Origin of the sequence: Pseudomonas sp. S06B 330 (genome assembly GCF_002845275.2) — a bacterium.
In the GTDB taxonomy this organism is placed as follows: domain Bacteria; phylum Pseudomonadota; class Gammaproteobacteria; order Pseudomonadales; family Pseudomonadaceae; genus Aquipseudomonas.
Map to the genome: position 1 here is coordinate 3175669 of NZ_CP088149.1, position 15600 is coordinate 3191268.

At 60.9% G+C, this 15600-nt stretch carries 15 protein-coding genes and 2 riboswitches; of the genes, 9 read left to right on the plus strand and 6 right to left on the minus strand.

Features of this window, described 5'->3' with window-relative positions:
- The first annotated feature begins 59 nt into the window (after window positions 1-59).
- The 3 genes from fapD to fapF are packed head-to-tail and all read left to right on the plus strand — an operon-like array spanning window position 60 to window position 2854.
- Window positions 60-740 carry a fibril amyloid maturation endopeptidase FapD gene (fapD, locus tag CX511_RS14175; protein WP_045189406.1) on the plus strand — a complete coding sequence of 227 codons (681 nt, stop codon included), beginning with the start codon at window positions 60-62 and terminating at the stop codon, window positions 738-740.
- A gap of 33 nt (window positions 741-773) precedes the next feature.
- Complete coding sequence (gene fapE / locus CX511_RS14180) at window positions 774-1526, plus strand: fibril amyloid subunit FapE (RefSeq protein ID WP_101292499.1); 753 nt, start codon at window positions 774-776, stop codon at window positions 1524-1526.
- Between the two features lie 47 nt (window positions 1527-1573).
- The gene (fapF, locus tag CX511_RS14185) at window positions 1574-2854 is read left to right on the plus strand and encodes a fibril amyloid transporter FapF (RefSeq protein WP_045189412.1); all 1281 of its coding nucleotides are present in this window, start codon (window positions 1574-1576) and stop codon (window positions 2852-2854) included.
- A gap of 57 nt (window positions 2855-2911) precedes the next feature.
- Here fapF and CX511_RS14190 read toward each other — a convergent pair whose 3' ends face one another.
- A complete protein-coding gene (locus CX511_RS14190; protein ID WP_045189414.1) occupies window positions 2912-4234 on the minus strand; it encodes a sigma-54 dependent transcriptional regulator in 1323 nt (440 codons plus the stop codon).
- Between the two features lie 313 nt (window positions 4235-4547).
- Between CX511_RS14190 and CX511_RS14195 the strand changes: the two genes are divergently transcribed.
- A complete protein-coding gene (locus CX511_RS14195) occupies window positions 4548-4814 on the plus strand; it encodes a DUF1652 domain-containing protein (protein ID WP_045189416.1) in 267 nt (88 codons plus the stop codon).
- Window positions 4815-4945: 131 nt separating this feature from the next.
- Here CX511_RS14195 and CX511_RS14200 read toward each other — a convergent pair whose 3' ends face one another.
- From CX511_RS14200 to cobW, 4 genes are all read right to left on the minus strand, one after another.
- Window positions 4946-5512, minus strand: a complete 567-nt coding sequence (locus tag CX511_RS14200; protein WP_101292501.1) for a vWA domain-containing protein — start codon at window positions 5510-5512, stop codon at window positions 4946-4948.
- Between the two features lie 95 nt (window positions 5513-5607).
- Entirely contained in the window at window positions 5608-6612 is a 1005-nt protein-coding gene (locus CX511_RS14205) for a magnesium chelatase ATPase subunit I (RefSeq protein WP_101292503.1), read from the minus strand.
- Window position 6613: 1 nt separating this feature from the next.
- On the minus strand, window positions 6614-10375 hold the full coding sequence (gene cobN / locus CX511_RS14210; protein WP_101292505.1) for a cobaltochelatase subunit CobN: 3762 nt from the start codon (window positions 10373-10375) through the stop codon (window positions 6614-6616).
- Window positions 10376-10378: 3 nt separating this feature from the next.
- Complete coding sequence (gene cobW, locus CX511_RS14215; RefSeq protein WP_045189455.1) at window positions 10379-11449, minus strand: cobalamin biosynthesis protein CobW; 1071 nt, start codon at window positions 11447-11449, stop codon at window positions 10379-10381.
- A gap of 96 nt (window positions 11450-11545) precedes the next feature.
- Window positions 11546-11741, minus strand: a riboswitch (cobalamin riboswitch).
- A 62-nt stretch (window positions 11742-11803) separates the two neighbouring features.
- Window positions 11804-12028: riboswitch (cobalamin riboswitch) on the plus strand.
- A gap of 98 nt (window positions 12029-12126) precedes the next feature.
- Between cobW and CX511_RS14220 the strand changes: the two genes are divergently transcribed.
- The 5 genes from CX511_RS14220 to CX511_RS14240 are packed head-to-tail and all read left to right on the plus strand — an operon-like array spanning window position 12127 to window position 14453.
- The gene (locus CX511_RS14220; RefSeq protein ID WP_045189426.1) at window positions 12127-12312 is read left to right on the plus strand and encodes a CbtB domain-containing protein; all 186 of its coding nucleotides are present in this window, start codon (window positions 12127-12129) and stop codon (window positions 12310-12312) included.
- A 10-nt stretch (window positions 12313-12322) separates the two neighbouring features.
- Complete coding sequence (locus tag CX511_RS14225) at window positions 12323-13015, plus strand: CbtA family protein (RefSeq protein ID WP_045189428.1); 693 nt, start codon at window positions 12323-12325, stop codon at window positions 13013-13015.
- Window positions 13016-13020: 5 nt separating this feature from the next.
- Complete coding sequence (locus CX511_RS14230) at window positions 13021-13422, plus strand: cobalamin biosynthesis protein (protein WP_045189431.1); 402 nt, start codon at window positions 13021-13023, stop codon at window positions 13420-13422.
- Between the two features lie 27 nt (window positions 13423-13449).
- Window positions 13450-14205: a precorrin-4 C(11)-methyltransferase gene (cobM, locus tag CX511_RS14235; RefSeq protein WP_101292507.1), complete on the plus strand. Its 756-nt coding sequence runs from the start codon at window positions 13450-13452 to the stop codon at window positions 14203-14205.
- Window positions 14206-14207: 2 nt separating this feature from the next.
- Window positions 14208-14453, plus strand: a complete 246-nt coding sequence (locus tag CX511_RS14240) for a DUF1272 domain-containing protein (RefSeq protein ID WP_101292509.1) — start codon at window positions 14208-14210, stop codon at window positions 14451-14453.
- Between the two features lie 302 nt (window positions 14454-14755).
- On the opposite strand, the gene CX511_RS14245 is transcribed toward CX511_RS14240, so the two are convergent.
- Window positions 14756-15598, minus strand: coding sequence for a CsgG/HfaB family protein (locus CX511_RS14245; RefSeq protein ID WP_045186145.1), 843 nt, complete (start codon window positions 15596-15598; stop codon window positions 14756-14758).
- Between the last annotated feature and the right edge of the window lie 2 nt (window positions 15599-15600).

Consider the following 15600-nt stretch of genomic DNA (forward strand, 5'->3'; position numbering starts at 1 on the left):
ATGGCCTGGAGGCCCCCTTCGGGGGGCCTTTTTTCAACAGAACCAGAAGGCGTCCAACCATGCGTATTATCGCCTTGGCGTTTTTGCTTTGTGTGGCCAGTCTGAGTGAAGCGGCGCAAATGCCACTGTCCGTCCTGCCGGGTGGCGCGGTGGTCTTCAAGCCGATCCAGAGTGTACGCGAGCGCAAATTTGCCGACCTGGTGCAACAGAAAACCGACTTCAGCTGCGGCGCAGCGGCACTGGCGACCATCCTGCGCCAAGCCTATTGGCTGGACGTGGGTGAAGAACAGATCATCGAAGGCATGCTCGCCCACGCCGATCAGGATCTTGTCAGGGTCCAGGGCTTTTCGATGCTCGACATGAAGCGCTATGTGGAAAGCCTCGGTATGCGCGCCCGTGGTTACCGGGTCGCCCCCGAGACCTTGCACAACATTCGCATTCCGGTCGTGGTACTGATGGATATCCGTGGCTACAAGCACTTTGTGGTCATGCAAAAGGTCGACAACGGCTGGGTGTATATCGGCGATCCGGTCCTCGGCCATAAACGCTACAAAATCGATGATTTCATCAAAGGCTGGAACGGCATCATCTTCGCCATCATTGGCAAGGGCTACGACAAGACCAATGCCCTGCTCGACCCTCCTCTGCCACTGACCGCCAAGGGCCGCATCAATAACTTCACCCCGGTGCAAGACGCCGAGTTGATGGATTTCGGATTCATCCAAAGCGACTTCTTCTAATGACAAGGGAGCACGAGGCTCCGGGAGCATCCCATGAAGACTCCATTCTGGCTCGCCGTGGTTTGTCTGGCCGCCAGCCTGCCGACTCAGGCACAAACGTTCACCCCCATCGAACTGAAGGATCAGGAACTGGCCAACCTGCGCGGCCGCTACGTGATGCCAGGGCGCATCATCAGTTTTGGCATTGTCATGACCAGCACTTGGCAAAATGCCAAAGGTGAGATGATCGGCGCCACGTCCACGATGCAAATTCAACAATCGACCATCAAGCCACAATTCTATGTGTCGATGATCGACGAAAAAGGCAATGTCCCGGGGCGTTCTCAAGGCACTGTTACCGGCACCGGTACCGTTACTGGCGGCAGAGGGCTGAACAGCACCGAAGGCGTCACCCAAGTCGTACGTGCGGCCGGCGACAACAACACGGCCTACAACAACGTTGATATCAATGTCACCAAGGCCAACCAGGCGCCAGCAGCGCAACAACAAGGCAAGCCGCTGACTGCGGGCACAACATTGATCGGTGCCAATGGCGCCGGCTCGCTGAGCGTCTCTTCGACCGGCAAGGGTGTGCAACTCAATATCATGGCCAACAACAACCAGGGCAGTACCGTGCAGCGTCTTGCCCAGGGTGGGCTGATGCAGAACACGACTTTACTTGGCGGTGGCAACCAGGTCAGAAACTTCACCTCCCTCAATGTCGTCCTGCGTGACAACGTGCCGACCGCAGGCTCGCTGAACGGCAACCTGGACCAGCTCAAAGGCCTTCGCACTCTCGGATTCTGATCTACGCTCAGTCTCATCAAAATGCAGTTAGAAGGGACGGCTAACCCATGCACCGATTGGTAATGTTCAGAGCTATCGTTGTTTTGAGTAGCCTGGCCCCGTCGACATTGCTATACGCAGCAACGGACCCCCAGGTCGAAGCACTAAAACAAGAACTCATGGAGTTGAAACAGCGTTACGAAGCCCAGCAGAACGCGTTGATGGTGCTTGAACAGCGCGTTCGCCAAGTCGAAGAAGCACCGGCGACACCGGCCCCCAAACGTTTGACCAAGTCTCCCGCCGAAACGGTCAAGGGTGGTCAGTCCGTGGCCGCCGGTGCGCCGGGCACCACAGGCAGCTCATACGGGCAATCGCTCAAAGAAGATTCGGAACCGGCGCAGAGCGTCTCCAACCTGTATGACGAAGCCAGCGGCTTCTTTGGTGGCGGCAAGTTCAGCGTCGAAACCGGCCTGACCTACACGCACTACGATACCCGTGCATTGGTCCTCAACGGTTTTCTGGCGCTCGATTCGATTTTCCTCGGCGACATCAACCTTGACCGTATCAAGGCCGATAACTGGACCCTGGACCTGACCGCCCGTTACAACCTGGCGCAACGTTGGCAGTTCGATATCAACGTTCCGGTGGTCTACCGTGAATCGACCTATTCTTCTGGTGGCGCAGGGGGTGCCGGGCCTGTTTCATCCGACGCCACTGTCACCCGCGATCCCACCATCGGCGATGTTAACGTCGGGGTCGCCTACAAGTTCCTTGATGAGTCAGAGAACCTGCCCGACGCGGTGCTCACGTTGCGCGTCAAGGCACCGACCGGTGATGATCCTTACGGCATCAAACTGGTCAATGACCCCACCAACGACAACCTGTCAGTACCTGAATCTTTGCCCACCGGCAACGGTATCTGGGCGATCACCCCGGGTATCTCGCTGGTGAAAACCTACGACCCGGCCGTGCTCTTCGGCAGCTTGTCCTATACCTACAACATGGAAGATTCGTTCAGCGACATCAGCCCCACGATCAACACCAAAGTCCCGGGTGACGTGAAACTTGGCGACTCCTGGCAGATCGGTGCCGGTATTGCCTTTGCCTTGAACGAAAAGATGAGCATGTCATTTTCGTTCTCCGACCAGTTTGCCAACAAGAGCAAGATCAAGCCTGATGGTGGCGACTGGCAGGATGTTCCCAGCAGCGACTACAACGCAGCCAACTTCAACATCGGCATGACCCTGGCTGCAACCGACAACCTGACCATCGTGCCAAACCTGTCCATTGGCCTGACCGACGACTCGCCAGATTTTTCCTTCAGCCTGAAATTCCCCTACTACTTCTGACCCTGACGCCCATGAAAAAGCCCGCTTCGGCGGGCTTTTTCATGGCGGCGCTAGCGCTCAGCGAATCTGATGCTTATGCAGCAACCGGTAAAAGGTAGGCCGGGAAACCCCGAGTACCTTGGCGGCAATACTCAAGTTATCGCTGTGCCGGTTGAGCACATCGCACAACGCCTGGCGCTCGGCACGGTGTTTGTAATCTTCCAGGGTTCCCATAGTCGATACGAACGCATGCTGACTGAGCAAGCCCAGGTCCTGCGCCTCGATCTGCCGCCCTTCGGCCAGCACCAGGCCACGCCTGACCCGGTTGGCCAGTTCACGCACATTGCCTGGCCAGTCGTGCTTGCCCATCGCCACCAGCGCGTCTTCGCTAAAACTGCGTGGCCGCCGCCCGGTTTCCAGGCTATAGAAATGGGCAAAGTGATTGGCCAGCATCGACAGATCACCATGCCGGTCACGCAAAGGTGCGGTGACCACTTGCAGGACATTAAGCCGGTAATACAGGTCCTCACGGAAGCGGCCGCGGGCGATAGCGCCTTCGAGGTCAACATGGGTGGCCGCCAGTACACGTACATCGACAGCGATCGGCTGGCTACCGCCAACCCGTTCAATGTGTTTTTCCTGCAGGAAACGCAGCAAGTTGGCCTGCAGCTCCAGAGGCAAATCACCAATTTCGTCCAGAAACAGCGTGCCGCTGTTGGCCGCCTCGATGCGGCCTATCTTGCGCTGGTGGGCCCCGGTAAATGCCCCTTTTTCGTGGCCGAACAGCTCCGACTGAATCAGGTGCTCAGGGATCGCCCCGCAGTTGATTGGCACAAAGGGTTTGTCATGGCGCTGGGACTGGCGGTGCAAGGTGCGCGCCACCAGTTCCTTGCCGGTTCCACTCTCTCCCCGAATCAGCACTGGCGACTCGGTGGGCGCCAGTTTACTGAGCAATTTACGCAGCTCGCGAATCGGTCGGCTGTCACCGAGCAACTCATGCTCGGCTTCATCGACATGCACCGCCTTGCCGCGCAGGCGCGCCATGCCGAAGGCCCGGCCAATGGTGACCTGCACCCGAGAGATATCGAAGGGCAGGGTGTGAAAATCGAAGAACCATTCGCAGACAAAATCGCCCACATTCTGCATACGCAGCTCTTGAGGGCTGAGCACGGCAATCCATTCGGTGTTGCTGCGGCTGATCAGGTCCTTGACCGCATCCGGGTGCTGCAGGTGTGACGCTTGTAGGCGCAGCACGCCGACATCACAAGGATGCTCCAGCGCTGAGGCCAAGGTGCAACTGTGAACATCCCAGCCGACATTGCGCAGACCTGGCAATAATCGGTGGCAATCGTCGCAAGGATCAACGACGAGCAGGCGACGGTTGGATGCTGGTTCAAGCATGACCTTTCCTTGGCGCCAATTGTTGGAATTTTAAATAGAAACAGCAAGTTGGCAGGCCCGTTTGTAACAGTAGCAACGATGTGTCAAACGCCCACTACCGTCTGTCCGCAAAGCGTCAAAATAACCACGTGCCAGGGAATTTTCTTTAACTTTCAACGTCCACGTTGCAGCCGTTATCGCGTTTTTTTGCAAATACACAAAAAAACTTCAATACGCGTGTGACTTAACCCTGTACTGCGTGCATCAGTACAAGTAACTCACCGCCAATGCGGTTGTTAATTATCTTGTTTGGGCCCACAGAGAGACCGAACCCATGAATGCCCCGCTCCGTGTCAACGAAGCACTGCTGATTGCCGACCACGCCTTCGAACCCTTCCAGTGTGTTGCTTGGGATTCGCCTAACGGTACGGGTGAACTGAGCCTGGCAGTGATCGACCGGACCAGCACTCGCATCGGCAGCAAGCAAGTGCCGAGCAGCACCTACTCCGACCCGACGCAACTGGCCAGCCTGATTGAAGAAATGCGCGCCGAGTTGAAAAAACAAGGATGTGATCTGCAACCTTGGTCAATGCCAAAGTAAGTAGGCCGCTATCTATTGGGTTAATGGCAGCGCATCTTTACGGTGCGCGCCAGGCAACTTAATTGTTGCAAAAGTTAAACTGCGACACTTCGTCGCGGAACCGCTAACGTACTGTTTTGTACGCGCCTTAGTTATCCAAGCACGTTCAAACTATCAATCGTACGGTACTCGGCCTGTAACTGCTGCGCTAATAAAAGCGCGCGACCCAAGCGCACGGGCGAACACTCGATGTCCACCAGCATGCTTGGGCATGGCAGCGGCTGCACAGGTTCCCAGGCCTTGAGTCGACCGTCGGTCAGCAGCAGGCAGCGCTGCTGCTCGTCAGGATACTGGCGTTGACGTGTCTGCAGCCAATCACGCGCCTGCTCCAGTGCCGCCAATAACGGCGTTCCTCCCCCCGCCCCGAGAGTGTCCAGCCACGGCTGCAAGGCTGCCGAGGCTTTCAGGCCATGGCGCTGCCAACGCGGCGCGTTACCACTGGCAGTCAGCAGCGTCAGGCGTGCACGCTGGCGGTAAGCCTGATCGAACAATCCCGCCAATAGTCCCTTGGCCTGGCTCAAAGCCTGGTAACGCCGGGTCGAGGCCGACGCGTCGACAATCACCAGCCACAGCTCAGGGGCGCTGGCCGTGCGCTGCTGCCAACACAGGTCTCGACGCAGACGAGGGCGGCCTTTGAGCAAGGTTGCTGACCAGGCCACAGTGCCTTGGGCGGCTTCGCGGGCTCGCCCCCGCTGACCTTGCTTGATCGCTCCAGGACGGGGTTTGGCATCCGCCGCCTGGGTGCGACGGATGCTCAGGGCTTTTTTGCCCAGTTCGGCACCTCGCGCCGTGCACCGGTTGCGGTCGCTTGAGGAGGCATCTCACCCCAGGCGCCTTGCCCTTGTGGGTGATTGGCTGCCTTGCCAGCCTGTGGCTCGGCTGCTGGGCTTTGGCTAGAGGGCGGCGGTACGTCACGGCGCCGATGACGCAAGGCGAACTCGGCCACCGCTTCAATATCCTGCGCCTCAATCGCTGCCCCGCCGCGCCAGGCGGCATGGGCGCGGGCGGCGCGTAGCCAGACCAGGTCGGCGCGTAAACCATCGACCCCAGCAGCAAAGCAACGCTCGGTGATCTGCGCCAGGGCCTGATCGTCCAGGGCGATACGCGTCAGCTGTTCACGGGCAGCCTGGCAGCGATCGCGCAATTGCGCCTGCGCAGATGCCCACTGCGCACAAAATGCCTCGGGGTCGGCGTCGAAATCCAGGCGCCGCCGTATGATCTGGCCACGGGCTTCAGGTGCCGGCTGCCCATCAAGGGCAACGTTCAGCCCAAAACGATCCAGCAACTGCGGACGCAGCTCACCCTCCTCCGGGTTCATGGTGCCAATCAATACAAAGCGCGCGCTGTGACGATGAGAAATACCGTCGCGCTCGACTCGGTTGGTGCCACTGGCGGCGACATCGAGCAGCAGGTCGACCAGATGATCGGCCAGCAGGTTGACCTCATCGACATACAGCACCCCCCCGTCAGCCTTGGCCAGCACGCCAGGCGAAAACTGCGCCTTACCCTGGCCCAGTGCGGCCTCCAGATCAAGGGTACCGACCAGCCGCTCTTCGCTCGCCCCCAGAGGCAAGGTTACGAACGGGCCTTCACCGAGCAGATCAGCCAGACCTCGAGCCAGGGTGCTCTTGGCCATGCCGCGTGGGCCCTCGATCAGTACGCCACCGATCTTCGGGTCGATGGCGGTCAAGCACAGGGCCAGCTTCAATGCGTCGGCACCGACCACAGCGGACAGGGGAAAATGTGCAGGTTCAGTCATTTCAGGTCTCTTCTTCACCGTCCAGCAGTTGCTCTTCGAGGGCTTCACGGTACTCCCCCGGTTGTTCCCACAGGCCGCGCTGCTGGGCTTCGAGCAGGCGCTCGGTGATATCGCGCAAGGCGTGCGGGTTGTGCTGGCGAATAAACGCCCGGGTCGGGCCGTCGAGCACATAGGCGTCGGCCAGCGCTTGGTAATGGTGGTCGTCGATCAAGTGCGTGGTGGCATCGAACGCGAACAGGTTGTCGACGGTCGCGGCCAGTTCAAAGGCACCTTTGTAGCCATGGCGCTTGACCCCATCGATCCACTTGGGATTGAGCGCACGGGCGCGAATCACCCGGTTGAGCTCTTCTTTCAAGGTGCGGATACGCGGGCGGTCCGGCTGACTGTGGTCACCGTGATAGCTGGCAACCGGACTGCCGCCCAGGCTTTCCACCGCCGCCAGCATGCCGCCCTGGAACTGGTAATAGTCGTTGGAGTCGAGCAGATCATGCTCGTGGTTGTCCTGATTCTGAATCACCGCCTGGACTTGACTCAGGCGCCGGGCAAAATCGGCACGCGCCGGTGTGCCGTCATCGCCAGCGCCGTAGGCGTAACCACCGTGGTTAAGGTAGATCTCAGCGAGGTCCTTGCGCTCATTCCACAGATGCCCGTCAATGGCGTTCTGTACACCAGCACCATAGGCGCCAGGCTTGGCGCCAAAAACGCGCCAACCTGCCTGACGCGCCGCCTGCTCGTCACTCAGGCCTTGACGCTCTAGCTCGGCACGTTCGCTGCGCACCTTGGCGGCAAGCGGATTGAGGTCGTCGGGCTCGTCCAGTGCTGCCACTGCCTGCACTGCCGCATCAAACAGCTTGATCAGGTTGCCAAAGGCGTCTCGGAAGAACCCCGACACGCGCAGCGTCACATCCACCCGTGAACGATCCAGCAGGCTCAGCGGCAGGATCTCAAAGTCATCCACCCGCTGACTGCCACTGGCCCACACCGGACGCACGCCCAGTAGGGCCATGGCCTGGGCGATGTCGTCACCGCCGGTGCGCATGGTCGCCGTGCCCCACACCGACAGGCCGAGCTGACGCAAGTGGTCGCCATGCTCCTGCAGGTGACGCTCAAGGATCAGGTTGGCCGACGCAAATCCGATACGCCAGGCCGTGGTGGTCGGCAAGTTGCGCACATCGACGGTATAAAAGTTGCGCCCGGTTGGCAGCACGTCCAGGCGTCCACGACTAGGGGCGCCGCTAGGGCCGGCCGGGACGAAGCGCCCTTGCAAGGCGGCCAGCATCCCCTGCAGCTCAGCTGGACCACAGGCGTCCAATTGTGGCGCAACGGTGTGTTGCAAGGCCGCCAGTACAGCACGAACCTCTGACCACAGCGGCTCATCGGGCACAGTGATGGCACCTGCCAGGGCCTGCTCAATGCACTGCGCAGCGAGCATTTCCAGGCGTTCGCGGCTGTCACCGGCAGTGCGCCACAACGCCGGATCCTGGGCCTGCAACAATGCTGGGCGCGGACCCTGCCAAGGCTGACCGAGGTCGCAATCGAGCGGGTCGAAGCCCAGCGCCAGGGCTTTGGCCAGCGCGCGCAGCAAACTGGCATTGGCGCCGCGCCCATCGCCACGCTCCACCCGCAACAACGCCAATAACGTATCGATGCGCAAGCGGCCGCACGGCGACTCACCGAACACATGCAAGCCGTCACGGATCTGCGATTCCTTCAGGTCGCACAGGTAGGTGTCCAAGCGCGGTAACCACACCGCCGCGTCATCCAATGCGCCCTCCAGTTGCAGTTCACGATCGATATGGTTGTCACGCAGCAGGGCGAGAATATCCCGCTGCAGCTCGCGGGCGCGGCGCGGGTCGAGTAATTGCGCCTCGTAGTATTCGTCGGCCAACGCCTCCAAGTGGCGTAGCGGGCCGTAGGTTTCAGCACGGGTCAACGGCGGCATCAGATGGTCGATGATCACCGCCTGGGTGCGCCGCTTGGCCTGGGCGCCCTCGCCCGGATCATTGACGATGAACGGGTAAATGTTGGGCAGCGGACCGATCAAGGCGTCCGGCCAGCAACTGCCAGACAGGCCGACGCCTTTGCCAGGTAGCCACTCCAGATTGCCGTGCTTGCCCACATGAATCAGCGCATCGGCGGCAAAGCCATGACGCAGCCAGAAATAGAACGCGAGATAACCGTGGGGCGGCACCAGGTCAGGATCGTGATATACCGCGCTCTGGTCCAACTGATAACCACGCGCAGGTTGTATGCCGACAAAGGTCAGGCCAAAGCGCAGGCCGGCGACCATCATCCGCCCATTGCGGCACATCGGGTCCTGTTCAGGCTCGCCCCAACGCTCACGCACAGCCTCTTGATTGGCGCGCGGCAAGGCGGAAAACGCCGCCCGATAGTCGTCCAGGGACATGCTCTGCAGGCAAGGACGCTGATCAAGGCTGTCCAGGTCATTGCTGACGCCACCAAGCAACGCCTGGATCAGCGCGGTGCCGCTGTCGGGCAACTCGCTCAACGGATAACCCTGTTGCTGCAAAGCGCGCAGGATGTTCAAGGCCGCTGCGGGCGTATCCAGGCCAACACCATTGCCAATGCGCCCATCACGGGTCGGGTAGTTAGCCAGAATCAAGGCGACACGCTTGTCCTGGTTGGGCAACTCGGCCAGCGCACACCAGCGCCGCGCCAGCTCGGCGACAAAATCCATGCGTTCGGCGTGTGGGCGATAACAGACGACATCCGACTGACTGCGCTCACTGCGCCAGGCCAGGTCCTTGAAACTGATCGGCCGGGTAATGATGCGCCCGTCCAATTCCGGCAGGACGATGTGCATGGCCAGGTCCCGAGCGCCGAGCCCCTGCTCGCTCGCCTCCCAGCCGGGTTGGTTATCTTGAGCGCAAATCGCTTGCAACACAGGAATGTCACGGCGAAACGGCCGTAGGTGCGGTTGCTCGGGGCTTGATTGCGCGAAACCGGTGGTGTTGATGATCAACGCCGCGTCGACCTGATCGAGCCATTCCTCTACCTGATTCAGGCAACCAGCTTCCTTGAGGCTGGCCACGGCGATCGGTAGCGGGTTGAGCCCTGCCAGCTGCAAGCGCTCACAGAAGGTGTCGATAAACGCGGTATTGGCCGCCTGCAGGTGCGAACGGTAGAACAGGATCGGCACCACCGGGTGCTCAATCTGCCAGTCTTCGAACCAATCAGCCAACGCGGCACTGGCCTTCTGCGGGTGGTACACGATCGTGCGCGGCAGTTGCTGCGGCTCGTGCCACGGGTAATCGCGTTGCAACCACTGGTTGGCCAGGCACTTGAACAGGTTCAGGGCATTGGCCTTGCCGCCCTGGCGCAAGAAGTGCCAAAGCCGCTCGGCCTGTGCTGGCGACACCGTACTCAGGTCAGTGAGTTCCGGATCAGGACGATCATCGCCCGGTACCAGGATGACGTGCACACCACGGGCCGCCAGTTCAAGTAGCTGCTCGACGCCGTAGCGCCAGTAACCTACGCCACCGTGCAACGACACCAGTATCACCTTGGCATGGCGCAGCACTTCATCGACGTACAGGTCGACCGAGGCATGGTTCTGTACCTGCATCGGGTTGGCCAGACGCAGGCTGGGAAAATCCTCCGGCAACTGCTGGGCGGTTTCGGCCAGCAGCGCCAAGTGTGAGTCACCGCTGCAGAGAATGACCAGCTCGGCCGGGGTCTGGCCAAGGTCGGCAATACTGTCGTCCGGTACAAAACCACCGGGCTGGGTCCGCAGCAGGTGCATGAATCAGGCGCCCAGGGCGGCGCGCAGGCTCGCTTCCAGTTGGGCGGCATCCAGTTCCTGGCCGATCAGCACCAGGCGTGTGGTCCGCGCTTCTTCACTGCGCCAGGCGCGGTCGAAGTGCTTGTCGAAGCGAGTGCCGACGCCCTGGATCAGCAGGCGCATCGGTTTGCCAGGAATCGCGGCAAAGCCTTTGACCCGCAGAATTCCGTGCTGCACCACCAGTTGGGTCAGGGCGTCGAGCAACAGGCTCTCGTCAGCTTGCGGCAGCTCGATGGAAATCGAATCGAAGGCATCGTGATCATGATCGTCGTGATCATCATCACCCTCATGATGCGAATCGTGGTGCGTGCGCCGACTATCGATGTGCGCTTCCGATTCGGCGCCCAGGCCCAACAGCACCTCCAGTGGCAGACGGCCGCTGCTGGCTTCGATGACTTTCACTGCAGGCGGCAGCTCTTCCTGCACTTCGCTGCGGACCTTGGCCAGGTCATCCGCAGCAATCAGATCAGCCTTGTTCAGGATCACCAGGTCAGCACTGGCCAGTTGGTCGGCAAACAGCTCGTGTAGCGGCGACTCGTGGTCCAGGTTCGGATCGAGCTTGCGCTGCGCATCGACCTGCTCCGGGTAGGCAGCAAAGGTGCCCGCGGCCACGGCTGGGCTGTCGACCACAGTGATCACCGCATCAACGGTGCAGGCGTTGCGGATTTCCGGCCACTGGAAGGCTTGTACCAAGGGCTTGGGCAGGGCCAGGCCGCTGGTTTCGATGAGGATGTGGTCCAGATCACCGCGCCGGGCAACCAATTCACGCATGACCGGGAAGAACTCTTCCTGCACGGTGCAGCACAGACAGCCGTTGGCCAGCTCGTAGACGCGGCCGCTGGCCTCTTCCTCAGTGCAGCCGATGCTGCATTGCTTAAGGATCTCGCCGTCGATGCCCAGTTCGCCGAACTCGTTGACGATCACCGCGATACGCCGCCCCTGGGCGTTGTCGAGCATATGCCGCAGCAACGTGGTTTTGCCCGAGCCGAGGAAGCCGGTAACGATGGTGACGGGGAGTTTGGCCAGTGTTTTCATGTCGATGCCCTTGGCAGGAATGGCGGGCATGCGGGACGAGAACCGCAGGCGTCATTGCCTGGGCGCGTTCGCCACCGGATCACCCCGCCCGGTTTATGTCGGAAACTGTTCGAGGCAGGTCTCCTGGCTTGCACTGCTGCGGCCCAAGGCCGCTGGAACGACGCCTTCCCGCAGAACGCAGTGGCTGTGTCGAACCGTTCAATGCTTACAGTTGCGGGGGCAGCCGCGGCTTGAACCGCGTTCCCGTCTTAGCTTCGGCCAGCGCCGAAGAACCTCGAAGCGGCTAGGCTACGCAGTGCCTGGTAAGCGGTCAACTGCTGTCACGATTGACGCCCGCCCTTACCCGTGATTTGCTAGCGCCATTCGTTTGGGTGCCCTTTACAGGGTGAAACTGGGAAACCGGTGCGTCATACATCGCTTATAAAGGTGTATGGCAAGTCCGGTGCTGCCCCCGCAACGGTAAGTGAGAAAAGCGTCAAAACCACTGTGCCCGTAGTCTGGCATGGGAAGGTGACGCCTCGGCTGAGCAATTTGTCCGCCCTCACAAGCCCGGAGACCGGCCCAACACTGATCTGACAAACCCGCGGTGGGCGGGCGCTGTTGCAACCCCTGGGCGCGTTCCGTGCAGGGGGTTCTTGCGCTTGCCTGTTGCCGAACAACACCAAGAGGAAAGCGCCATGCCTATCAGTACCGCCAGTCACACCGCCGTTACCCCTTCAAGTCTCAGCCAGCGCCTGCTGGTTGCTGTCGGTGCCTCGCTGCTGGGCCTGTGCCTGGTGTACTTTGCCGGTTTCTCGCACATCGAAGCGGTACACAACGCCGCCCACGATACCCGTCACAGCGCCGCTTTCCCCTGCCACTGAGTACCGTCCGATGATCAAGCGTATTGCGAGTACCGCAGGGTTTGCCGGACTGCTGGCCGCCCTGCTGCTGACCCTGCTGCAAAGCTTCTGGGTTGCGCCGTTGATTCTTCAGGCGGAAACCTATGAAAGTGCCGCGCCTGCGGTCGAAACACCACACGCGCATGCTGCCGGTACCGCCGAGCATCATCACGACAGCGAAGCCTGGGCACCGGAAGATGGCTGGCAACGAGTACTGTCAACCACCGGCGGTAACCTGGTGGTCGCCGTAGGCTTTGCCCTGATCCTCGCCGCCCTCTATACCCTGCGTGCGCCGAAGACGGTTATCAGTGGTGCACTGTGGGGCCTGGGTGGCTTCGCCGTGTTCTGCCTGGCGCCGACCTTGGGCCTGCCACCGGAGCTGCCAGGTACTGCCGCTGCCGATCTGGCTCAGCGTCAGGCCTGGTGGGTCGGCACTGCCGCCGCCACCGCCGTCGGTCTGGGGTTAATGGTGTTCGCCCAAAACTGGCTGTTAAAAGCACTGGGCGTCGTGCTGCTGGTCGTGCCGCATGTGATTGGCGCACCGCAGCCGCAAGTACATGAAATGCTCGCGCCAGAAGCCCTGGAAGCGGAGTTCAAGGTCGCCTCGTTGCTGACCAACGCGGCATTCTGGCTGGCCTTGGGGCTGATCAGTGCCTGGTTGTTCCGTCGCCCGAGCCGGGCCTGAAGCTCATGCCGCTGTTCGTCGGCCTGGGTTGCCGACGGGGTTGCCCGGTAGAAACGCTGGGCAACCTGCTGGTGCAGACACTCAAGGCCCACAACTTGCCACTTACGGCAGTCGCGGGCCTTGCCAGCATCGACCTCAAGCACGATGAGCCTGGGCTGCAACAACTGGCCCAGCAGTTGAATGTCCCGTTGCTGTTTTTCAGTGCCGCACACTTAGCGCCCTTCGAACAGCGCTTGAGCCATCGTTCAGTCGTTGCCTACCAACACAGCGGTTGCTACGGCGTCGCCGAAAGCGCCGCTCTGGCCTTGGCCGAGCAACTCGCAGGCCCGGCCCACCTGCGCATTACCCGCACGCTGTGTGCCGACGCCAGCCTGGCGTTGGCCACAGTGGCAGCATTTGGCAGATAATCCGCGCTTTCTTCTCAAGGACTTTGCATGACCGTCTATTTCATCGGTGCCGGCCCCGGCGACCCCGAGCTGATCACCGTCAAGGGCCAGCGCCTGATCCATCGCTGCCCGGTGATCATCTATGCCGGTTCCCTGGTACCGACTGCGGTGCTTGAAGGCCATCGCGCCGAGACGGTAATCAACAGTGCCGAACTGCATCTGGCGCAGATCATCGAAGCGATCAAGCACGCCCACGACCAGGGCCTGGATGTGGCGCGCGTCCATAGCGGTGACCCGAGCCTGTACGGTGCAATCGGTGAGCAGATCCGTTACCTGCGCGAGCTGGGCATTCCCTATGAGATCGTCCCCGGCGTAACGGCCGTGGCCGCCAGCGCCGCCCTGCTCGGTTGCGAACTGACCTTACCGGACATCGCCCAGACCGTGATCCTCACCCGCTACGGGGACAAGTCGCCGATGCCCGAGGGCGAGCAATTGGCTGAGCTTGCTCGACATCGCACTACCCTGGCGATTCACCTGGGGGTCAAACACCTGGAGAGAATCGTCACAGAACTGCGCCCGTATTACGGCGGTGATTGCCCGATTGCAGTGGTCCACCGGGCAACATGGCCCGATCAGGATTGGGTGCTCGCGACCCTTGATGGTATTGTCGAGCAGGTCCAGGCCAAGGGCTTTCGGCGTACCGCACTGATTCTGGTCGGCCGAGTATTGGCCAATGACAGCTTTGCCGAGTCGGCGCTGTACCGCGCCAGCCATGCTCACCTCTATCGTCCCAACGAGAACTGACCATGCTCGAACTGCGCCCTAATTGTGAATGCTGTGGTTGTGACCTGCCTGGCGATAGCCAGGACGCGTTGATCTGCTCGTTTGAGTGCACCTTTTGCACCGACTGCAATGAGCGCCAGCTCAAGGGGCAGTGCCCCAATTGCGGCGGTGAGCTGGTCAAGCGGCCGGCGCGCGCAGCGGCCAAACTGGCCAAGTACCCGGCGTCGACGACACGGATCGTCAAGGAACAGGGCTGCTCGACGCCGTAATGAGTAGTAGATACCGTCTTGCCCGTCACCGGGCAAGAGCCAATTTCGGCTCATAAGGTTGGCCCGAATTGCGACTGCTCTGCAGTCGATCGCAGCCTCGTACCTCGGCAGCGGCTACAGCATGTGCAACTGCTTCCTGGCCTGTAGCCGCTGCCGAGAGGCTGCGATCGGGCGTGAAACGGCCGCAAAACCAGGCACCGCAATCCGTCAGGTCTAACGAAGTGCACGAATTGCGACTGCTCTGCAGTCGATCGCAGCCTCATGGCAGCGGCTACAAGGTGCCAATCAAGTCAGTGGTTCCCTCATGGGGCTTGATACTGACTCAGGTATTTGTCCAGGGTCGCGCTATCGCCGCTGCCATCCCCTGCCACCTGCCACAGGCGCCGCTCGATGCCTTGCGCCAGCAGATGTCCCACCGCCGACTCGATGGCCGACAGCACACACAACTGCGCCGGTTCGTTGGTGGTGTAGCCGACCTCGGCCTCCAGCAGCTTCTTGAACTCGATGAACTTGAACACCCCGGCACTGCGCCCAACCGAGTAAATCGTCTTACTGGTCATGACGTTGGCCAACACCTGACCACTGCGTACATCCACCGCCCTCAGGTTGACCGAGACCTGGTCGACGCGGTACTCACGAGAGATGTCGATGCCCAGGTAGCGTGCCCCCTCGCCGCCACTGCGCACGTTGGTGTCGTAGGCAATGATGCCGCCTTCGAGCATCAGGTTGGCCGCTTGCAGCGGTGGTAGTTCACCTTGAATGTTCACCGGCGTGTCCGGCTTTTTCTGCGAAGCGCGAATGATCTTGCGTTCGGTCAACAGGTTCTGCAGGCCCTCACGTTCAAGCACCACGAACCAGCCGCTGGCCTGCAAGGCATCCATCAGCATGCTTGCCGCCCCCTGGGTGACGCTGGTGGAGAACGAACTGGCCGGGGTCGGTTTGTATTGCCCGGTCTGGTCGCGAAAGCCATACACCACCGCCATCAGCCGGCCCTTGGGCCGCGGCATGTTGATCAAGTCATAGTAGGTCGAAGCGCGCGGCGTCAGGGTCGGGCTTTCGCTGTCCTGCTCGGCGGGCATCGGTTCGCGCAGGCTGCAACCTTGCAACGCGGCGAGGATCAGCAGTGTGGTCAGAAATCGTTTCATGA